The sequence below is a fragment of the Cupriavidus sp. MPR-AND1C genome (assembly GCF_058809705.1).
In genome coordinates this window covers 76,904-95,544 of the sequence record NZ_JBXASU010000022.1, presented here as the reverse complement: position 1 = coordinate 95,544, position 18,641 = coordinate 76,904, and the positions used below count along the sequence as shown (strand labels likewise).

Here is an 18,641-nt window from a genome sequence, read left to right as displayed (position 1 = left end):
GCTGGGCGGGGTGCGGGGCTTGGGCAGGCATGGGCGGAATTATACGTGGGTGCGCCGCCTGGCCCATGGGCGCGCGATGGATGAAAAGTGGCTGGGCAAGGTGACTTTGGCGCCTGTCCGGTCTTGTATGATGTCGGCAAATTATCGAACGGGGATCGAATTGGATATTGCATTGCAGTTCATCGACATGCTGCTGCACGTCGACAAATACCTAGGCACCGTCATCCAGAACTACGGTGCGTGGGTCTACGCCATCCTCTTTGCCATCGTGTTCGCTGAGACCGGGCTTGTGGTGCTGCCTTTTCTCCCGGGCGATTCCCTGTTGTTTATCGCCGGCGCCTTCTGCGCCACGCACGCCATGAATGAATGGGCGCTGGTCGGCCTGCTGCTGGTGGCCGCGACCGGCGGCAATACGGTCAACTACTTTGTCGGCAGCTGGGTCGGGCCGAAAGTGTTCGATGGCCATTGGCGCTTCCTGGACCAGCAGGCGCTGCGCAAGACGCACGATTTCTACGAGCGCCATGGCGGCAAGATGCTGGTGATGGCCCGTTTCCTGCCGATCGTGCGTACCTTCGCGCCGTTCGTGGCCGGCGTGTCGCAGATGACTTTCGCCAAGTTCCAACTGTTCAACGTGATCGGCGCGGCGGCCTGGGTGCTGGGCCTGGTGTTTGCCGGCTACTTCTTCGGCAACCTGCCGTTCATCAAGCAGTACCTGAACCTGATCGTGCTGGCGGGCATCGGCGCGGCCGTGGTGCCGCTGGTGCTGGGTGGCCTGTGGAAGCTCGTGCGGGGCGGCAAGCGCCGTCCTTCCTGAGCCAGCGTGGGCAGGCATTGGCCTGCCCCGCCTGAGTTTCAGCTCACTTTCAGCTTACGCTGCGGCTCATCATGCGCAGCGCCGGCATGCGGTCGCGGATCTGCGTGGTGTCGGCCGCATCCGGGCGCGCCATCACATAGGCTTCCAGGTCGGCCAGCGCCGGGCGGAAGCACTCCAGGTTGGCATACGCCAGCCCGCGGTCGCGCACCTCCTCGATCGAGCCGGGCAGCAGGATCACCAGGCGGTTCTGCACCGCCAGCAATCGCTGCCAGCGCGACTCCTGCAGATAAATCGACTTGAGATTGCGCAGCATGCGCGCCACGATCTCGCGGTGGCTGGCCACCTGCAGGAACAGGCCCAGCGGCACCTCGTTGGGATCCGCGATGCCCTCGCGCTCCAGGTGCGGATCGAGCATGTCCTGCAACTGTTCCTTTGACAAGGTCTCGCCGGTGAGCGGGTCCACCACCACCTCGCCGGCCGGAATCGACATCCGCACCAGGAAATGGTTGGGGAAGGACACGCCCTTGAGCGGCAGCCCAATGTGCTGGCCCAGTTCCATATAGAGTACCGCCAGCGAAATCGGGATGCCGCGCCGCTGCTTGAGCACGACGTTCAGGTATGAGTTGTCGGGGTCGTAGTAATCGTTCGCGTTGGCGCCGAAGCCCAGGTCGCGGTAAAAGAAATGATTGAGCAGACGCATGCGCTGAATGGCCGGCGTACCTTCGGCGACGCGGCGTTTCAGGCGTACCGCGAGCATGTCGAGCGCTGCGAGCTCGGCCTGCAGGTCCAGGTCCGGATAGGCATCCTGGGCGATCGAGAGCACGGTCTCTGTCAGCGGGATACCGTTCTCGTCTGCCACGAGACTGGCAAAGTATTCCAGGACTTTCGTGGTTGTCATTGCGGCGTTCCTGAATGCGGCCTGGCGGCTGTTCCAGATGAATGCTGGCGGCGTGGCGTGCGTTCCCGAACGGTAGGGTGTTGGTACCGTCCGCGGTCGCGCGCCTGGGCAGAACCGCTTCGTCTCATTCTGACACAACCTCAGTAGCCTTGACCCTGCACCGCGCGCTGCCGCGACCCCTGGCCGATGCCGTCTGGCACTGGCGAAAAGGGCAGGTTTGGCAGGCGGGGGCTTGTTAGCCGGCTCTCCGCTTGAACGCGGAGTATCTCAGCCCCATGAGCCACAGTGTACCGAAGTAGACGACTGCCGCAAGTACCAGGCACGAGGCCAGCAGGGCGATACGCAACAATGGCGTGGCACCCAGGGCGACCCAGTCGAAGTTGCGGGCGAACCACAACAGCATGCCCGCCAGCAGCGTTACGGCGGTCAGCAACTGTGCCAGGAACAGCCACCAGCCCTTGGCCGGCGAGTAAAAGCCGCGCTTGCGCAGGCCCAGGAACAGCAATAGCGCGTTGACGGTGGCACCGAAGCTGATCGACAGCGCCAGGCCCGCATGGCCAAAGCGCGGCACGAAGACGTAGTTGGACAACTGCGTGATCACCAGCACCAGCAGGGCGATCTTGACCGGTGTGCGGATGTCCTGGCGGGCATAGAAGCCCGGCGCCAGGATCTTGATCAGGATCAGTCCCAGCAGGCCGATGCCGTAGGAGACCAGCGCCTGGCGGGTCATTTCCACCGCATGGGCGTCGAACTTGCCATAGTTGAACAGTACCGCCGTGAGCGGCGCGCCGAACACGAACAGCCCGACCGCGCACGGCACGGCCAGCAGGAAGGTCAGGCGCAGGCCCCAGTCCAGCAGCCCGGAGTATTCGGCCCGGTTTTCCTCGGCGCTGGCTTTCGACAGGCTCGGCAGCAAGATGGTGCCCAGCGCCACGCCCAGCAGCGCGGTCGGGAACTCCATCAGGCGGTCAGCATAAGTCAGGTAAGACACGCTGCCGGCGGCCAGGCGCGAGGCGATATTGGTATTGATGATCAGGCTGATCTGGGCCACCGAGACAGCCAGCAGCGCCGGCGCCATCTGCCGCATGACGCGGCGCACGCCGGGCTCCGCCCAGGCCGCGCGCAGGTTCAAGCGCAGGCGCGGCATCACCCCCAGGCGCCGGAGCGCCGGAATCTGCACCGCCAGTTGCAGGATGCCGCCCACCAGCACGCCCCAGGCCTGCGCGTAGATCGGCTGCGCCATATGGGGGCCGACAAACAGCGCGGCAATGATCAGGCAGATATTGAGCAGCACCGGGGTGAAGGCCGGCATGGCAAAGCGGCGCCAGGTGTTCAGGATGCCCGAGGCCAGCGCCACCAGTGAGATCAACCCGATATAGGGAAACATCACGCGCGTCATGAAGACCGCGGCGTCATAGGTTTCGCCGCCATGCTGGCGAAAGCCCGTGGCGACCACCATCATGACCACCGGCGCGCCGATCACGCCAAGCAGCGAGACGCCCATCAGCACCCAGGTCATGACCGTGGCAACGGCATCGATCAGCGCTCGGGTATCGGTCTCGCCGCGCTTGCTGTGGTATTCACCCAGGATTGGCACGAAGGCTTGCGAGAACGCACCTTCGCCGAAAATCCGGCGCAGCAGGTTGGGGATGCGGAACGCCACGTTGAAGGCGTCGGTCATGTCCGAGGCGCCGAAGGCACGCGCGATCAGGATCTCGCGGATGAGGCCTGTGATGCGCGACAGCATCGTCAGGCTGCTGATGGTGGCGAGCGCTTTGAGCAGGTTCAAGATGGTTCGGCGGCAAGGGGTGGCGGCAGCAGCGTGGGTCGGACCGCCGGTGCGAACCGGGTTCAGACGCCGGGCGCGCGCCAAAGTTGCATCGAGGCCACGCGAGGGCGGGGCCGGTGTGGCGCGTATTATACGGTTTGGCCCCGCAGGCGCCCGGATATGCACGTATATCGGCCTTTGCTTCGCCCTGCTCGAGATGAGCAGTTGCTCGGCTTGCCAGCCGCTTTTTCTTGTGTGTATAATTGCCGATTCACAAGGCTAGTTGCGTTCCGGATTCGTGTGCCAGTGCATCCCGGGTCGCTTGATGTGCACTTAATTGTGTCCGCGGTTTGCTCCGTCCTCCCGTCGGGCACGCATCTGAATTCAGGAAATCTACTTAAATGGCAAATTCCGCACAAGCTCGCAAGCGCGCGCGCCAGGCCGTCGCCCAGAACGCCCACAACTCCAGCCTGCGTTCGCGTCTGCGTACCGCAGTGAAGGCTGTTCGCAAGGCGATCGAAGCCGGCGACAAGGCTGCTGCTGCCGAGATCTTCAAGAACTCGCAATCGATCATCGACGCTATCGCCGACAAGAAGATCGTGCACAAGAACAAGGCTGCACGCCACAAGTCGCGCCTGTCGTCGGCTATCAAGTCGATGGCTGCCTGATATAGGCTCTGGTGCCGGGCGCAAGCCAGGCACCTCCGGCTGTTGTCGGCCATTGCGTGATCGCGCTGCTTCGGCGGCGTATCGCGGTCCTGGCCAGGTTGCCAGTCGGCAGGGTGGATTGCCTGACGGTAGTCCAGCCGATAAAAAAGCTCGTCATTCGACGAGCTTTTTTTGCTTTGTACTTTGGGCTGGTGCCTGCCCCGGTGGTGCGTGCGGCTAGCATGCGGCCATGCCGAGGCTTCTTCAGTGCGAGCTCACTCCAGCGAGCAGGCCTCGACCAGTTGCAGGTTGTTGTCGCGGGCGAAGTTGAGCACGAAGTCGAGCGCTTTGGGCTCGATGTCGCGCAGCCGCGCATCGACCACCACGCTCTTCAATCCGCCAGCTATCACTGGCCGCACGTAAGGTGAGTAAGTAATGCGGGGGTCGCCGGTGTCGCCTTCGGGGCGGAATTGCGCCATCACGCCGCACAGTCGTTCAGCCCAGTCGCTTGGGCGGAAGGTCTTGCCTTCCTTGGTGATGCCTTGGATGAAGTATTCGCGAACTGTGGGATTCATGAGACTGCGGGGATAAGACGGGTGACTCGACGGTAAACCCGCCAGACTGACCAAACGGAAGCCCGTTTGACGCGGCCAGGAAACAATAAGTTCGTTTCATTCCGGCCGTGGCGGCGGGGGCGCCGGTGTCGGCGGGGGCACTTTTGATGCCGGCAGCGGGCGGTGGCATGGGTATGCCGGGCCCCGCGTGAATCAGCCGGTATTATATCTTATATAAGACTCGCGCATAAGCCTCCGTGCCGGGCGAGGTGCCGCGCATGCTCGCCAAAGCCACAATAATCCCTTATGATTCTTACAGTTAAATTGCGTAAGCGACGCGAAAGGCGGCTCCGCGGCATGGCCAGGTCATGAACCCTTCATGGCGGCATGCCACCACCGAGCCGCCTTCTTTGTTTTATGAGCCCAACTTCGATCAAGCATTACCTCCAGTTCAGCGACCTGACTCCCGACGAGTACGAGTACCTGCTGGACCGCGCACGGATTCTGAAGACCAAGTTCAAGAACTACGAGACATGGCATCCGTTGCACGACCGCACGCTGTCCATGATCTTCGAGAAAAACTCGACTCGTACGCGCTTGTCGTTCGAGGCCGGCATCCACCAGCTCGGTGGCCATGCCGTCTTCCTCAATACCCGCGACTCCCAGCTGGGGCGCGGCGAGCCGATCGAGGATGCGGCGCAGGTGATCTCGCGCATGGTCGACATCATCATGATCCGCACCTTCGGCCAGGAAATCATCGAGCGTTTCGCCGCGCATTCGCGCGTGCCGGTGATCAACGGGCTGACCAACGAATACCATCCCTGCCAGGTGCTGGCCGATGTCTTCACGTACATCGAGCAGCGTGGCAGCATCCGCGGCAAGACCGTCGCATGGATCGGTGACGCCAACAATATGGCCTACACCTGGATCCAGGCGGCAGAGCGCCTCGGCTTCACGTTCCATTTCTCCGCGCCTCCTGGCTATCAGCTCGATCCGGCCATGGTGCCGGCAACGGCTGCTCATCTCGTCAAGGTGTTCGACGATCCGCTGACCGCCTGCCAGGGGGCCGACCTGGTCACCACCGACGTGTGGACCAGCATGGGCTACGAGGCCGAGAACGACGCCCGCAAGCGCGCCTTCCAGGACTGGATGGTGACTACCGCCATGATGGATCGCGCCGGCGACGATGCCCTGTTCATGCACTGCCTGCCTGCCCACCGCGGCGAGGAAGTCGAGGCCGCCGTGATCGACGGCCCCAAGAGTGTGGTCTGGGAAGAGGCTGAGAACCGCCTGCATGTGCAAAAGGCGCTGATGGAATACCTGCTCTGCGGGCGCTACTGACCGCTGGCGGCCCGGCGCCACGATTGATGCACATGTGGTGCGCCAATCCGGTACCCGCATGCTCGCCCGGCTCGCCAAGTGCCGCCCAAGCCGGGGCGGACGTGTCAAAATAGCGGTCTTTCCGCATTCCTTTTTCTCGCGTGACTGGCTTTGTGGCCGGCCGCGCTTACTTTTCGCATCGAGTCGAACATGAGCGATATCAAGAAAGTCGTGCTCGCCTACTCCGGCGGGCTGGACACTTCGGTGATCCTGAAGTGGCTGCAAGACACCTATCAGTGCGAGGTGGTCACCTTTACCGCCGACATCGGCCAGGGCGAGGAACTCGAACCTGCACGCCAGAAGGCGCTCAAGTTCGGCATCAAGCCGGAAAACATCTTCATCGACGACCTGCGCGAAGAGTTCGTGCGCGATTTCGTCTTCCCGATGTTCCGCGCCAACGCCGTCTATGAAGGCGAGTACCTGCTCGGCACCTCGATCGCGCGTCCGCTGATCGCCAAGCGCCAGATCGAGATCCTGCGCAGCACCGGCGCCGACGCTGTGTCGCACGGCGCTACCGGCAAGGGCAACGACCAGGTTCGCTTCGAGCTGGGCTACTACGGCCTCGAGCCGGGCGTGAAGGTCATCGCCCCGTGGCGCGAGTGGGACCTGTTGTCGCGCGAGAAGCTGCTGGCCTACGCTGAAAAGGCCGGCATCGACATCGACATGAAGCACAAGAAGGGCGGCGCCCCGTACTCGATGGACGCCAACCTGCTGCACATCTCCTTCGAAGGCCGCCACCTGGAAGACCCCAAGGCCGAGGCCGAGGAAGACATGTGGCGCTGGACCGTGTCGCCGGAGAATGCACCGGACGCGGCCGAGTACCTGGACGTCGAGTTCGAGGGCGGCGACATCGTTGGCCTGAACGGCAAGCGCATGACCCCGGCTGAAGTGCTGACTGAGTTGAACCGCCTGGGCGGCAAGCACGGCATCGGCCGCCTTGACCTGGTGGAAAACCGCTACGTCGGCATGAAGAGCCGTGGCTGCTACGAAACCCCTGGCGGCACCATCATCCTGAAGGCCCACCGCGCTATCGAGTCGATCACGCTCGACCGCGAAGTGGCTCACCTGAAGGACGACCTGATGCCGCGCTACGCCAGCCTGATCTACAACGGCTACTGGTGGAGCCCGGAGCGCCGCGCACTGCAAGTGCTGATCGACCACACCCAGGCCAAGGTCAATGGCTGGGTCCGCGTCAAGCTGTACAAGGGCAATGTGATCGTGGTCGCCCGCGACTCCAAGGACACGCTGTTCGACAAGACCATCGCGACCTTCGACGATGACGGCGGCGCCTACAACCAGGCCGATGCCGGCGGCTTCATCAAGCTGAACGCGCTGCGCATGCGCATCGCCGAAAACGCTCGCCGCCAGCGCGGCGAGTAAGCCAGACCGCAGGCATGCAACAGAAGAGGGGCCGTCATGGCCCCTTTTTTGCGCCGCCTTGCCCTCCGGTATTCCCGATCCAGTCATCCAGAACCAAGAGCATCAAGGAGAAATAGCGTGAGCCAGTTCGACAACGTATCCGTCGTCAAGAAAGCCAACCTGTACTTCGACGGCAAGTGCGTGAGCCACACCGTGCTGTTCCCGGACGGCACCCGCAAGACGCTGGGCGTGATCTTCCCCGCTGCGCTGACCTTCAACACCGGCGCCCCGGAGATCATGGAAATCAATGGCGGCGTGTGCCGCGTCAAGCTGGCTGGCGAAGACCAGTGGCAAACCTATGGCGCTGGCCAGCAGTTCAATGTGCCCGGCGACAGCAGCTTCGATATCGAAGTGACTGAAACGCTGGACTACGTCTGCCACTTCGGCTGAGCACGGCAGCCCGGACGGTTTAAAGCACCACCGGCTCGGGTTCGATTCGCACGCCGAAGCGGGCCTGTACCGCATCGGCAATGCGGTGCGCCAGCGCCAGCAGCGCCTGCCCGGTGCCGCCGCCGTGGTGCACCAGCACCAGCGCCTGCTTGCCATAGACGCCCACCGGGCCGTCGCTGACCCCCTTGAATCCACACTGGTCGATCAGCCAGCCGGCCGCCAGCTTGTAGCTGCCGTCAGGCTGTGCATGGCTGACCAGGTCGGGATACCGGACCAGCAGCGCGTCGCGCTGTTCGGCGCCCACTACCGGGTTCTTGAAGAAGCTGCCGGCATTGCCGACCTGGGCCGGATCGGGTAGCTTGCGCGAGCGGATCGCGATCACCGCGTCGCGGATGCGGTCCGCCGTGGAATGCGCTGCGGAATCTTGCGCCAGCTCGCGCGCCAGTTCCGCATAGCCCAGCACTGGCTGCCACGGCAGCGGCAGGCGCAGGGTGACGGCAGTGATGATGTAGCGGTCCCGCCCCTCACGCTTGAACAGGCTGTCCCGGTAGGCGAATTGGCACTGCTCCAGCGTCAGGTGGACGAATTCGCCGCTATGGCGGTCGAACGCGCGCAGGCTGTCGAAGCGCTCGCGCAGCTCCACGCCGTAGGCGCCGATGTTCTGGATCGGCGCCGCGCCCGCGGTGCCGGGGATCAGGGCCAGGTTTTCCAGGCCCGGAAGGCCGTCGGCGATCGTGCGGCTGACCAGCGCATGCCAGTTCTCGCCGGCACCGGCCGTGACCAGGTGGGCGGCATCCGCCGAGGCCACCGCGTAGCCGGGAATCTCCATCAGCAGCACCAGCGCGTCGAGGTCCCGCGTAAGGACCACATTGCTGCCGCCGCCGAGCACCACCAGCGGCAAGCCTTGCGCGCGGGGATCGGCCAGGGCGGCCAGCAGGTCGGCTTCGCTGCGCACATGCACCGCAAAGCGCGCGCGCACGTCGAATCCGAATGTATTGTGGCGGCGCAGGGGATAAAATTCGAGGAAATCTGCCATGCAAGGGAAAGGTGAAGCGGCCCGCCGGGGTCGACGGCACCGGACTGCAGGGTAGGCTGGATTATACGTAAGCGCCGCCGCCAGCCGGCGCGCGCCCGGTACAGGCAATAAGCAACACGCAGCAAGACAAGGAGAATGCAATGCCGTCGTTTGACGTAGTGTGCGAAGCGAACATGATCGAGGTGAAGAACTCGGTCGAGCAGGCCAACAAGGAAATCACGAACCGTTTTGACTTCAAGGGTTCGGATTCGCGGGTCGAGCACAAGGAGAACGAGCTCACCGCGTTCGCCGATGACGATTTCAAGCTCGGTCAGGTCAAGGACGTGCTGATCAGCAAGATGGCCAAGCGCAATGTCGACGTGCGCTTCCTCGACTACGGCAAGACCGAGCGCATTGGCGGCGACAAGGTCAAGCAGGTCATCACCATCAAGAAGGGCGTCACCGGCGACCTGTCGAAGAAGATCGTCAAGATGATCAAGGACAGCAAGATCAAGGTGCAGGCCAGCATCCAGGGCGACGCGGTGCGTGTCACGGGGACCAAGCGCGACGACCTCCAGAGCGTGATTGCGTTGCTGCGCAAGGACGTCCCCGAAGCGCCGCTGGACTTCAACAACTTCCGCGACTGATCCTGTCGCCGGCAAGCGTGGCAGCCATGCTGCCGCGCGCCTGCTTTTTCTTTAGCGCGCCTGCGGCAAGCCGCCGATCTTCGCGCCGGCCTTCAGGCCCTTCTGCGCAAACCAGCCCTTGTTCATCTCCAGCGCGTAGCGTACGGCCGCGCGCGGGCAGTGGTTGTCCTCGGTCTGGGGCGCCATGTCTTCGATATTGACGATGGACCCGTCATCGGCCAGGAAGGCGATCGACAGGGGCAGGTCGGTATTCTTCATCCAGAAGCAGTGTCCGGCTTTCTCTTCGAACACGAACAGCATGCCCTCGTTGGCGGGCATGGTCTTGCGGTACATCAGGCCGAGCTCGCGGGCTTCCGGCGTGGCGGCGATTTCCGCCTTGATCGCGTACATGCCAGCGGTGAGTTGCCTGACCGGCAGGCTGGCCGGGGACTGGGCACAGGCGGTGGCCATGGCGGCGAGCGAGCAGCCGCTGACGAGCAGGTTCTTGAGCAAAGGGCGCATGTGTTGGAGCGGCGAATGACGGGTTCGGGACAGCCGCCAGCATAGCGCAGCTACCGCGCGAGCGGCACGGACAAATATTCCACTTCGTTGCACAGGGCCTTACTACCGCGAGCAAGAAAAAAGGCAGGCGCCCTGCGGGCAACCTGCCTTGCTTGCCGGGCGCAAAGCCCGGCCTGCCTGCAAACTCTTACTTCGTTGCAGCAGCTTCAGCCTTGGCAGCCGGAGCAGCCTTGGTCTTGCTGTGAGCGTGCTTCTTGGACTTCTTGGCGCTCTTCGTCGCGGGCTTTGCAGCCGGTGCTTCAGCGGCAGGCGCTGCAGCAGCCGGGGCTGCCGGTGCGGGTGCGGCGGCTTGGGCGAAAACGCCGGTGGCGAACAGGCCGGCAACCAGAGCAGCGATCAGTTTGTTCATGCTTAACAACCTCGAAGGTAAATCGATTCGGAAGAGTTGACGCGTATGCGACGTGTCAGTGTCAAAAACGAAACGAGGCGGTGAGCCGTTGACCCACGACTTGTTAATATTTGTAACTTCTTGCGCGAGGGCGTGCGCGGCGCCGCTGCGCCGGGATGGGTGCCGCCCCCGATCCGCCCCCGCCCCCGCGCACGATCGCGCGGGGGCGTGGTGCGGTTACGGCTACGGCTTCCAGACCGAGCGCGCTCGGGTCGATCTCGCACCATTGCCCCGGCGCGAGCCCGAGCGTGCGCAGGTCGAGCATGCCAATTTGCACGCGCACCAGGCGCAAGGTCGGAAATCCCACTGCCGCGGTCATGCGGCGCACCTGGCGGTTCTTGCCCTCGCGGATCTCGAGTTCCAGCCATTGGGTCGGGATGGCGGCGCGAAACCGCACCGGCGGATGGCGTGGCCACAGAAAATCTGGCTCGTCGATGCAGCGCGCTCGCGCCGGCAGCGTGCGGAAGTCTCCGAGGTCGACGCCACTGCGCAGGTGCGCCAGCGCAGCTTCGCCGGGCACGTTTTCGACCTGGGCCAGATACGTCTTGGGCAGTTTGTGGTGCGGATCGGCGATGCGCGCCTGCAGGATGCCATCATCGGTCAGCAGCAGCAGGCCTTCGCTGTCGGCATCGAGCCTTCCCGCCGGATACACGCCGGGCCGCTGCACGCAGTCGGCGAGAGTCGGGCGCGACGGGTGCGCGGAGAACTGGCTCATGGTGCCGAAGGGTTTGTTCAGTGCGATCAGCGTCATCGAGAGTAATGGAGTCTGGCGCACGGGTGGGCGCTTGAATGGCTTCAGTATGGTGCGTCAGTATGCCGTAGCCCCGGCCGGGCGGCGCGGGGCCGGCCAGGATGGCGGATCATGAAATTTTGCTGCATAATACGAAAAGGTCTTATGTCTTATATAAGACCCGTGTGCGTGTGACGCATAGCCGGGCAGTCCGCGTGTGGTGCGCAGCGGCATCGCCTGCGCGCCAATCGCCGTTAAAATGCCCGCGCGCCACCCAAATCTCGCCGTCTGGTCACGAATCCGGCGGCTCGTTGCAACCCCCCGTTCCGTACTGGAGACGTCATGTATCAACACATCAAGGTTCCGGCCGGCGAAAAGATCACGGTCAACCAGGATTTTTCGCTGAATGTTCCGGACAATCCGATCATTCCATTCATCGAAGGCGACGGTACGGGCCTGGATATCACCCCGGTGATGATCAAGGTTGTCGATGCAGCCGTGGCCAAGGCCTACGGTGGCAAGCGCAAGATCTCCTGGATGGAGATCTACGCCGGCGAGAAGTCGACCAAGGTGTATGGCCCCGACGTGTGGCTGCCTGAAGAAACCCTGGAAGTCCTCAAGGACTACGTGGTGTCCATCAAGGGCCCGCTGACCACGCCGGTTGGCGGCGGCATCCGCTCGCTCAACGTGGCGCTGCGCCAGCAGCTGGACCTGTACGTCTGCCTGCGCCCCGTGGCCTACTTCAAGGGCGTGCCCTCGCCGGTGCGCGAGCCGCAAAAGATCGACATGGTGATCTTCCGCGAGAACTCGGAAGACATCTACGCCGGGATCGAATGGGAAGCGGAAAGCGACCAGGCCAAGAAACTGATCGCCTTCCTGCAGAACGAAATGGGCGTGAAGAAGATCCGCTTCCCGGATACCTCGGGCATCGGCGTCAAGCCGGTCTCCAAGCAAGGCACCAAGCGTCTGGTGCGCAAGGCCATCCAGTACGCGATCGACAACGACAAGCCGTCGGTGACCATCGTGCACAAGGGCAACATCATGAAGTTCACCGAAGGTGGCTTCCGTGACTGGGCCTACGAGCTGGCACAGCAGGAATTCGGCGCCGAGCTGATCGACGGCGGCCCGTGGTGCAAGTTCAAGAACCCGAAGACCGGCCGCGAAATTGTCATCAAGGACGCCATCGCCGACGCCTTCCTGCAGCAGATCCTGCTGCGTCCGGCTGAATATTCGGTGATCGCCACGCTGAACCTGAACGGCGACTATATCTCCGACGCGCTGGCGGCCCAGGTTGGCGGCATCGGCATTGCCCCGGGCGCCAACCTGTCGGATTCCGTGGCCATGTTCGAAGCCACCCACGGCACCGCACCAAAGTACGCCGGCAAGGACTATGTGAACCCGGGTTCCGAAATCCTCTCCGCGGAAATGATGCTGCGCCACATGGGCTGGACCGAAGCCGCCGACCTGATCATTTCCTCGATGGAGAAGTCCATCCTGTCGAAGAAGGTCACTTATGACTTCGCCCGTTTGCTCGAAGGCGCGACACAGGTGTCGTGCTCGGGCTTTGGGCAGGTGATGATCGACAATATGTAATCGCAGTTCGGGCCGTCTCAGCCTGAACCGAAACCCCGGCGACTCGACGGTCGCCGGGGTTTTTTTTATCCCGTCGTATCAGGAGGTACTACGGCCAGGTCATCGACATAAGAAAAGACCGAATAGGACACATAAGGAAAATGCTCTCCGCACGTGCAGAAATGTCTGATTGATTTTGGTGCTGTATTGCGCACAAATAGGGGGTGCCAAACGCCTATCAATCAATCCATGGGAGAACGTATGCACAACGTGAAGCAGTTGACCGCAACTTGGGAGGCCAAACCATGATGCGCAGAGTTGCGTGTGTGGGCGACAGGCTTTCACCAGATGGCGTCATCCTCCCGTATGACGGGCCAGTTTTCACTATTGGCGACGGTGCCGGCCACCAGATAGCGCTTATCGGTGGGCAAGCCTACTGCGAAGCCTGCAAGACCACCGGCATCATTGCAAAGGCTGGCGGACCGAGCCGTATTAGCTTCATGGGCGAGACGGCGGCTGATGGCGATATCGTGCTCTGCAAGTGCCCGACACATCCGAGCATTATCGCCACTCTCGCCGGCGAGACTTGGTGCGACGACGAAGCCGACAGTGCTGGAATGGCAAGCGTGCAGGAAGTTATCGCGGGCACAACTGATTTCCCAGCAGCGGCGCCCTTCCTGGCCTCTAATCCCCGTTACGACCAACAGGTGCAACTTCTGGACGAAAACTCCGGCCAACCCCTGGCACGCCGGCGCTACCGCCTCACAGGCGATGGCGGATCGATTGAGGCGCGAACGGACGACAGCGGTATGACCGAGCGCATTTCGAGCGATACCGCAGCGACCGTGACGCTGGAGATTTTTGGGGAGGATGCCTGATGCAACCAATCAAAACGATGCAAATTCCATTGACTCCGATTGAGAAGCGCGCGCCTGTGAAGGTCTATCTGTTGCGGCCTCGCGGGACTCTGTATTGGGGTGGGGCCGGACTTGATGGAGGCTACGTGCGGCCGCAACTCGAGGCATTCCGGAAGGCCGGGGTTACCCACTGCTTTGCAGGCCTTACAAACTCGGCGACTGCCGATCTTCCCAAGGGCACGGCCTATGCATTTGCGGGCACGTTGGTTGATGCCATTCGGTCCGGTCTGGCCATCCGCTCACGCGATGACGGGGAATGGACAATCACAAGCGGCATGGCGGCAGAGGCTCCCCAATTCAATCTGATAGGTTACAGCTATGGGTCACTGCTAGCGGCTCAGACGGCATGGTCTTATGCTCGTGCCGGGCACGTGATTGATCATCTCGTATTGGTGGGGTCACCTATCGAGGCAGGGTTTCTCGCCGATCTGCGCAGCCACAAGGGTATTCGCAAGACCACTGTAATCAATCTGACTGAGTATGGAGATCCGATTTACGCCGGGATGCCATGGGCAGAGCTTGCTGTGGCGGCACCGTTGCTCGGCAAACAAATGATTGCAGACAAAGGGGAAGGGCATTTCTACTATGCGCATGTAATGCCAGACAGCCCGCGTCGTTGGACCGCCCTAGCGCAGCGAGTTGCTGACGAAGGGCTCCGATGAAACGGGCCAGTGGCAGGCTTGCACGCGCCGTGGACTGCATCAGTATCGGCCTAGCGCTCCTGGGCGTGGCCTTTGGCGCCTACACAGTAGCTACGCCGATAACAACCATTGACCAGGTGACGACCGGCCCTCTGGTGGCGGTTGCCGGCGCCGCACTTGTTCTGGCCTGTCTCCTGGCTCTGATTGGCCTGGTGCTTGTGTTGCTAGCGCTTGTTCTACGTGCTCCTGGGCGGTGGCGCATCATTGCCTCCTATTGCGTAGGGGTGGCGCTCTTCGTCGGCACCTTCCTGCTCGCGGATTCCTGGGCGGCCCGTCACCTACCCCCACGGCAGACTAGCGCTGCCGCCATGGTCGGCCATCTCGATGTAAGTGCTTAGCCATCTTTCCACAGGCCGACGACGCGCCGTTCGGGCCTGAGTGGCTGGACCATGCCCTCATGGGCGGCTGGGCCGACCATCGCGAATGCCACGTTGGCGGCGACTTCCTGTTGATCTACTGGCTGGATAGTGCCGGCACTGGAGGGCAAGATATTTTGCGTCTAATGCCGTACATTTCGAGGTGTATGAACGTGCGGAACCAGCCAAAATTGTGCAAAAAGCCACCAAAGAGCTACAAAAACGACCGGAAATCAATGAGGAATCGAAGTGGCAGGCTAACAGGCGCGACCAGGCCAAACAAAAAGCCCGGCATTGACCTGACCGGGCTTTTTATCGGATGCGTTACGTACTGCTGTCCAGCCTGCGTACTTTGGGGCGGGGCAGGCCGATCCCGTTCCGGGGGTGACCCCCCGCATCCTGTCGTGGCCGCCTCAAGCTCTACCGGCTGGTGCGGCCGCGCACCGAATCCTCAGGCGTGATCCTGGATATTGGTGGCTTGTTTGCCCTTGGGGCCCTGGATGATTTCGAAGGATACGCGCTGACCCTCTTTCAGGGTCTTGAAGCCATTCATCTGGATGGCCGAAAAGTGCGCAAACAGTTCTTCTTCGCCGTCGTCCGGCTTGATGAACCCAAAGCCCTTGGCGTCATTGAACCATTTGACGATACCGCTTGCCATAAACTCCCCCAACAAAAAAAGCAAGATACGAGCGGGGGAAAGCGCCGCGGCCAGCGGGTGCCCGGCTAGTGTTCCTGCGCGCTGCCCGGATGGAACCGGGTCGGGCGCAAAGGCACGACTGTGCGGGCACCGCGTGGTGGCCAGTTTGATGTGCTGACTCGCCGCCGCTGGATTCGTGGGCCTCCCTGCTCACGGATCACTCAGTCCGGATGATTGCTTGGCTCGCGTAACCAGACGTGAATGTGCGAACGATTCTTCTGTCAAACCTGCGCACTGTCAAGTTGGCAGATTCCCCACTCCCGGTAGGGTGTGGCGGGAAAGGAACGGCTGTAGATGGTATTTTGGAGGGAAAGGGCGCACCGCGAAGGCGTGCGCCCTCCCGTTCAGTTGACCCACGAGTGAACCCGGATGCCTTCGGCGTCCACGGAGTCTGGATGGCCGCTGCATCGGCCTCTTGAATCCGGTGTCTTTTCCCCAAATTGCAGAGTTGTGCGTAAGGGTTAGAATAAAGCCATGGCTACACGGCTGGCAAATGTCCCACAACGCGAAGCAGGCACCGTACTGGAGCGGAAAGAGCAGGCGCTCAAACCGCCCGCCATGTACAAGGTGTTGCTGCTGAATGACGACTTCACCCCGATGGAGTTCGTCGTGATGATCCTGCAGCAGTATTTCAGCAGGGACCGGGAGACGGCAACGCAGATCATGTTGACCGTCCACCGGGAGGGTAAGGGGGTCTGCGGCATCTATACCAGGGATATCGCGGCAACGAAGGTCGAGCTGGTGTCAACCCACGCACGGCAGGCGGGTCATCCGTTGCAGTGCGTGATGGAGGAAGCATGATTGCGCAAGAATTGGAAGTCAGCCTGCACATGGCGTTTGTTGAAGCCCGGCAGGCACGCCACGAGTTTATAACCGTGGAGCACCTGCTACTGGCGTTGCTTGACAACCCCACGGCAGCGGAAGTCTTGCGCGCCTGCGCAGCCAATATTGAGGATTTGCGCACCAGTCTGAAGAACTTCATCGCGGACAACACGCCCGTGGTGCCTGGTACCGACGAGGTGGATACCCAGCCAACGCTGGGCTTCCAGCGCGTTATCCAGCGCGCCATCATGCATGTCCAGTCCACTTCCAACGGCAAGAAGGAAGTGACCGGGGCCAATGTCCTGGTGGCGATCTTTGGCGAGAAGGACTCGCACGCGGTGTACTACCTCCAGCAGCAGGGCGTGACCCGGCTGGATGTGGTCAATTTCATCAGCCATGGCATCCGCAAGGACCAGGCCGAGCCTGCCAAGCATGGCGACGGCACGGCCGAGGGCGAAGGCGGTGATGGCAAGGAGAGTCCGCTCGAGCAGTTCACCCAGAACCTGAACACGCTGGCCAAGGCCGGCAAGATCGATCCGCTGATCGGCCGCGAGAGCGAGGTTGAGCGGGTGGTCCAGGTGCTGTGCCGCCGGCGCAAGAACAACCCGTTGCTGGTGGGCGAGGCGGGCGTCGGCAAGACAGCGATCGCCGAAGGCCTGGCTTGGCGCATCACCAAGAACGAAGTGCCCGACATCCTCGAGAAGGCGGTCGTGTACTCGCTCGACATGGGCGCGCTGCTGGCCGGCACCAAGTACCGCGGGGACTTCGAGCAGCGCCTCAAGGGCGTGCTCAAGTCGCTCAAGGACAATCCGAACGCGATCCTGTTCATCGACGAGATCCACACGCTGATCGGCGCGGGCGCCGCTTCGGGCGGGACGCTGGACGCCAGCAACTTGCTCAAGCCGGCACTGTCGTCGGGCCAGCTCAAGTGCATCGGCGCGACCACCTTCACCGAATACCGAGGCATCTTCGAGAAGGACGCGGCCCTGTCGCGCCGTTTCCAGAAGATTGACGTGGTGGAGCCGTCGGTCGACCAGACCGTGCAGATCCTGCGCGGCCTGAAGTCGCGCTTCGAAGAGCACCATGGCGTCAAGTACGCGGCTGCGGCGCTGACTGCGGCGGCCGAGTTGTCGGCGCGCTTCATCACCGACCGCCACCTGCCGGACAAGGCCATCGATGTGATTGATGAGGCTGGTGCGGCCCAACGCATCCTGCCCAAGTCCAAGCAGAAGAAGACCATCGGCAAGGGCGAGATCGAGGACATCGTTTCGCGTATCGCGCGCATCCCGCCGCAGAGCGTCAATCAGGATGACCGCAGCAAGCTGCAGACCCTGGATCGTGACCTGAAATCGGTGGTGTTCGGCCAGGAGCCGGCCATCGAGGCGCTGGCTTCGGCCATCAAGATGTCGCGTGCCGGCCTGGGCAAGACGGACAAGCCGATCGGCTCCTTCCTGTTCTCCGGCCCGACCGGGGTGGGCAAGACCGAAGTGGCCAAGCAGCTTGCCTTCATCATGGGCATCGAGCTGCTGCGCTTCGACATGTCCGAATACATGGAACGCCATGCGGTGAGCCGGCTGATCGGCGCGCCGCCGGGATATGTGGGCTTTGACCAGGGCGGCCTGCTGACCGAGGCCGTCACCAAGAAGCCGCACTGCGTGCTGCTGCTGGACGAAATCGAGAAGGCGCATCCGGATATTTTCAATATCCTGCTGCAGGTGATGGACCATGGCGCGCTGACCGATAACAATGGCCGCCGCGCTGACTTCCGCAACGTGATCATCATCATGACCACCAATGCGGGAGCGGAAACCATGAACCGCGCCACCATCGGCTTCACGTCCTCGCGCGAGCAGGGCGACGAGATGGTCGACATCAAGCGCATGTTCACGCCGGAGTTCCGTAACCGGCTGGATGCCATCATCAGCTTCCGCTCGCTCGACGAGGAAATCATCCTCCGCGTGGTCGACAAGTTCCTGATGCAGCTTGAGGAGCAGCTTCACGAGAAGAAGGTGGAAGCCAGCTTCAGCGACCACCTGCGCAAGTTCCTCGCCAAGAAGGGTTTCGACCCGCTGATGGGCGCGCGGCCGATGCAGCGCCTGATCCAGGACCTGATCCGCAAGGCGCTGGCTGACGAACTCCTGTTCGGCAAGCTGGTGTCCGGTGGCCGGGTGGTGGTGGATCTCGACGAGCAGGACCAGATCAAGCTGGACTTTGCCGAGGCTGCCGCGGAACCGCCGGAAGCGCCGGAAAACGAGAAAGCGGAAGTCTAGGGCAACGCGCGGGGGGCAGGCAGAGCGGACCTTGCCTGCAATTCGTGCTATCCTCGGGCAAAATACAGGGCGGCAGCGATGCCGCCCTTTTTGTT

General features: G+C 62.5%; 20 protein-coding genes. 12 read left to right on the top strand and 8 right to left on the bottom strand.

Going from position 1 to position 18,641, the window contains the following annotated elements:
• Positions 1 to 187: 187 nt before the first annotated feature.
• Positions 188 to 814 (top strand): VTT domain-containing protein, encoded by a 627-nt coding sequence (locus AC1RWI_RS14895; RefSeq protein WP_236702056.1) that lies wholly within the window; start codon positions 188 to 190, stop codon positions 812 to 814.
• Positions 815 to 863: 49 nt separating this feature from the next.
• Here AC1RWI_RS14895 and AC1RWI_RS14890 read toward each other — a convergent pair whose 3' ends face one another.
• Both AC1RWI_RS14890 and murJ read right to left on the bottom strand, forming a co-directional pair.
• A complete protein-coding gene (locus AC1RWI_RS14890) occupies positions 864 to 1,712 on the bottom strand; it encodes a SirB1 family protein (protein ID WP_043349368.1) in 849 nt (282 codons plus the stop codon).
• A 235-nt stretch (positions 1,713 to 1,947) separates the two neighbouring features.
• Positions 1,948 to 3,501, bottom strand: coding sequence for a murein biosynthesis integral membrane protein MurJ (gene murJ / locus AC1RWI_RS14885; RefSeq protein WP_043349366.1), 1,554 nt, complete (start codon positions 3,499 to 3,501; stop codon positions 1,948 to 1,950).
• 380 nt (positions 3,502 to 3,881) lie between these two features.
• On the opposite strand from murJ, the gene rpsT reads away from it, so the two are divergent.
• Positions 3,882 to 4,148: a 30S ribosomal protein S20 gene (rpsT, locus tag AC1RWI_RS14880; protein WP_006157537.1), complete on the top strand. Its 267-nt coding sequence runs from the start codon at positions 3,882 to 3,884 to the stop codon at positions 4,146 to 4,148.
• Between the two features lie 254 nt (positions 4,149 to 4,402).
• Here rpsT and AC1RWI_RS14875 read toward each other — a convergent pair whose 3' ends face one another.
• Positions 4,403 to 4,702, bottom strand: a complete 300-nt coding sequence (locus AC1RWI_RS14875; protein ID WP_043349364.1) for a DUF3579 domain-containing protein — start codon at positions 4,700 to 4,702, stop codon at positions 4,403 to 4,405.
• A 396-nt stretch (positions 4,703 to 5,098) separates the two neighbouring features.
• Here AC1RWI_RS14875 and argF point away from each other — a divergent pair, with 396 nt between their 5' ends.
• From argF to ppnP, 3 genes are all read left to right on the top strand, one after another.
• A complete protein-coding gene (gene argF, locus AC1RWI_RS14870) occupies positions 5,099 to 6,022 on the top strand; it encodes an ornithine carbamoyltransferase (RefSeq protein ID WP_492867186.1) in 924 nt (307 codons plus the stop codon).
• A gap of 189 nt (positions 6,023 to 6,211) precedes the next feature.
• Complete coding sequence (locus tag AC1RWI_RS14865; RefSeq protein ID WP_043349357.1) at positions 6,212 to 7,441, top strand: argininosuccinate synthase; 1,230 nt, start codon at positions 6,212 to 6,214, stop codon at positions 7,439 to 7,441.
• A gap of 117 nt (positions 7,442 to 7,558) precedes the next feature.
• Positions 7,559 to 7,870 (top strand): pyrimidine/purine nucleoside phosphorylase, encoded by a 312-nt coding sequence (gene ppnP, locus AC1RWI_RS14860; RefSeq protein WP_043349354.1) that lies wholly within the window; start codon positions 7,559 to 7,561, stop codon positions 7,868 to 7,870.
• A 19-nt stretch (positions 7,871 to 7,889) separates the two neighbouring features.
• Here ppnP and murB read toward each other — a convergent pair whose 3' ends face one another.
• Positions 7,890 to 8,906: a UDP-N-acetylmuramate dehydrogenase gene (murB, locus tag AC1RWI_RS14855; RefSeq protein ID WP_043349350.1), complete on the bottom strand. Its 1,017-nt coding sequence runs from the start codon at positions 8,904 to 8,906 to the stop codon at positions 7,890 to 7,892.
• A gap of 140 nt (positions 8,907 to 9,046) precedes the next feature.
• On the opposite strand from murB, the gene AC1RWI_RS14850 reads away from it, so the two are divergent.
• Entirely contained in the window at positions 9,047 to 9,532 is a 486-nt protein-coding gene (locus AC1RWI_RS14850) for a YajQ family cyclic di-GMP-binding protein (protein WP_006157531.1), read from the top strand.
• A 51-nt stretch (positions 9,533 to 9,583) separates the two neighbouring features.
• Here the strand turns inward: AC1RWI_RS14850 and AC1RWI_RS14845 are convergent, their stop codons facing one another.
• The 3 genes from AC1RWI_RS14845 to AC1RWI_RS14835 all read right to left on the bottom strand — a co-directional run bounded on the left by AC1RWI_RS14845 (position 9,584) and on the right by AC1RWI_RS14835 (position 11,232).
• Entirely contained in the window at positions 9,584 to 10,033 is a 450-nt protein-coding gene (locus tag AC1RWI_RS14845; RefSeq protein ID WP_043349346.1) for a DUF192 domain-containing protein, read from the bottom strand.
• 187 nt (positions 10,034 to 10,220) lie between these two features.
• A complete protein-coding gene (locus AC1RWI_RS14840) occupies positions 10,221 to 10,442 on the bottom strand; it encodes a hypothetical protein (protein ID WP_043349343.1) in 222 nt (73 codons plus the stop codon).
• Positions 10,443 to 10,545: 103 nt separating this feature from the next.
• Positions 10,546 to 11,232 (bottom strand): pseudouridine synthase, encoded by a 687-nt coding sequence (locus AC1RWI_RS14835; protein WP_043349339.1) that lies wholly within the window; start codon positions 11,230 to 11,232, stop codon positions 10,546 to 10,548.
• A gap of 321 nt (positions 11,233 to 11,553) precedes the next feature.
• On the opposite strand from AC1RWI_RS14835, the gene icd reads away from it, so the two are divergent.
• The 4 genes from icd (at position 11,554) to AC1RWI_RS14815 (ending at position 15,218) form a co-directional block, all read left to right on the top strand.
• A complete protein-coding gene (gene icd, locus AC1RWI_RS14830; RefSeq protein ID WP_043349336.1) occupies positions 11,554 to 12,804 on the top strand; it encodes an NADP-dependent isocitrate dehydrogenase in 1,251 nt (416 codons plus the stop codon).
• A gap of 284 nt (positions 12,805 to 13,088) precedes the next feature.
• A complete protein-coding gene (locus AC1RWI_RS14825) occupies positions 13,089 to 13,661 on the top strand; it encodes a PAAR domain-containing protein (protein WP_492867182.1) in 573 nt (190 codons plus the stop codon).
• Positions 13,661 to 14,362, top strand: coding sequence for a hypothetical protein (locus tag AC1RWI_RS14820; protein WP_492867180.1), 702 nt, complete (start codon positions 13,661 to 13,663; stop codon positions 14,360 to 14,362). The genes AC1RWI_RS14825 and AC1RWI_RS14820 overlap by 1 nt, the downstream gene beginning before the upstream one ends.
• A 379-nt stretch (positions 14,363 to 14,741) precedes the next feature.
• Positions 14,742 to 15,218 carry a type II toxin-antitoxin system mRNA interferase toxin, RelE/StbE family gene (locus tag AC1RWI_RS14815; protein WP_492867188.1) on the top strand — a complete coding sequence of 159 codons (477 nt, stop codon included), beginning with the start codon at positions 14,742 to 14,744 and terminating at the stop codon, positions 15,216 to 15,218.
• On the opposite strand, the gene AC1RWI_RS14810 is transcribed toward AC1RWI_RS14815, so the two are convergent.
• Complete coding sequence (locus AC1RWI_RS14810) at positions 15,209 to 15,415, bottom strand: cold-shock protein (protein WP_006157526.1); 207 nt, start codon at positions 15,413 to 15,415, stop codon at positions 15,209 to 15,211. The two genes, AC1RWI_RS14815 and AC1RWI_RS14810, sit on opposite strands and share 10 nt — an antisense overlap.
• Positions 15,416 to 15,928: 513 nt before the next feature.
• On the opposite strand from AC1RWI_RS14810, the gene clpS reads away from it, so the two are divergent.
• Positions 15,929 to 16,255 carry an ATP-dependent Clp protease adapter ClpS gene (gene clpS, locus AC1RWI_RS14805; protein ID WP_006157525.1) on the top strand — a complete coding sequence of 109 codons (327 nt, stop codon included), beginning with the start codon at positions 15,929 to 15,931 and terminating at the stop codon, positions 16,253 to 16,255.
• Positions 16,252 to 18,546, top strand: a complete 2,295-nt coding sequence (gene clpA, locus AC1RWI_RS14800) for an ATP-dependent Clp protease ATP-binding subunit ClpA (protein ID WP_043349328.1) — start codon at positions 16,252 to 16,254, stop codon at positions 18,544 to 18,546. The genes clpS and clpA overlap by 4 nt, the downstream gene beginning before the upstream one ends.
• Positions 18,547 to 18,641: the final 95 nt, after the last annotated feature.

Bases quoted from the DNA above. Each gene is read 5' to 3' on its own strand.
- clpA (WP_043349328.1), top strand. From the start codon at position 16,252: ATGATTGCGCAAGAATTGGAAGTCAGCCTGCACATGGCGTTTGTTGAA.
- AC1RWI_RS14850 (WP_006157531.1), top strand. From the start codon at position 9,047: ATGCCGTCGTTTGACGTAGTGTGCGAAGCGAACATGATCGAGGTGAAG.
- AC1RWI_RS14865 (WP_043349357.1), top strand. From the start codon at position 6,212: ATGAGCGATATCAAGAAAGTCGTGCTCGCCTACTCCGGCGGGCTGGAC.
- AC1RWI_RS14890 (WP_043349368.1), bottom strand. From the start codon at position 1,712: ATGACAACCACGAAAGTCCTGGAATACTTTGCCAGTCTCGTGGCAGAC.
- icd (WP_043349336.1), top strand. From the start codon at position 11,554: ATGTATCAACACATCAAGGTTCCGGCCGGCGAAAAGATCACGGTCAAC.
- AC1RWI_RS14875 (WP_043349364.1), bottom strand. From the start codon at position 4,702: ATGAATCCCACAGTTCGCGAATACTTCATCCAAGGCATCACCAAGGAA.
- clpS (WP_006157525.1), top strand. From the start codon at position 15,929: ATGGCTACACGGCTGGCAAATGTCCCACAACGCGAAGCAGGCACCGTA.
- AC1RWI_RS14820 (WP_492867180.1), top strand. From the start codon at position 13,661: ATGCAACCAATCAAAACGATGCAAATTCCATTGACTCCGATTGAGAAG.
- AC1RWI_RS14835 (WP_043349339.1), bottom strand. From the start codon at position 11,232: ATGACGCTGATCGCACTGAACAAACCCTTCGGCACCATGAGCCAGTTC.
- AC1RWI_RS14895 (WP_236702056.1), top strand. From the start codon at position 188: ATGCTGCTGCACGTCGACAAATACCTAGGCACCGTCATCCAGAACTAC.
- AC1RWI_RS14825 (WP_492867182.1), top strand. From the start codon at position 13,089: ATGATGCGCAGAGTTGCGTGTGTGGGCGACAGGCTTTCACCAGATGGC.
- AC1RWI_RS14810 (WP_006157526.1), bottom strand. From the start codon at position 15,415: ATGGCAAGCGGTATCGTCAAATGGTTCAATGACGCCAAGGGCTTTGGG.
- argF (WP_492867186.1), top strand. From the start codon at position 5,099: ATGAGCCCAACTTCGATCAAGCATTACCTCCAGTTCAGCGACCTGACT.
- AC1RWI_RS14840 (WP_043349343.1), bottom strand. From the start codon at position 10,442: ATGAACAAACTGATCGCTGCTCTGGTTGCCGGCCTGTTCGCCACCGGC.
- AC1RWI_RS14845 (WP_043349346.1), bottom strand. From the start codon at position 10,033: ATGCGCCCTTTGCTCAAGAACCTGCTCGTCAGCGGCTGCTCGCTCGCC.
- murB (WP_043349350.1), bottom strand. From the start codon at position 8,906: ATGGCAGATTTCCTCGAATTTTATCCCCTGCGCCGCCACAATACATTC.
- rpsT (WP_006157537.1), top strand. From the start codon at position 3,882: ATGGCAAATTCCGCACAAGCTCGCAAGCGCGCGCGCCAGGCCGTCGCC.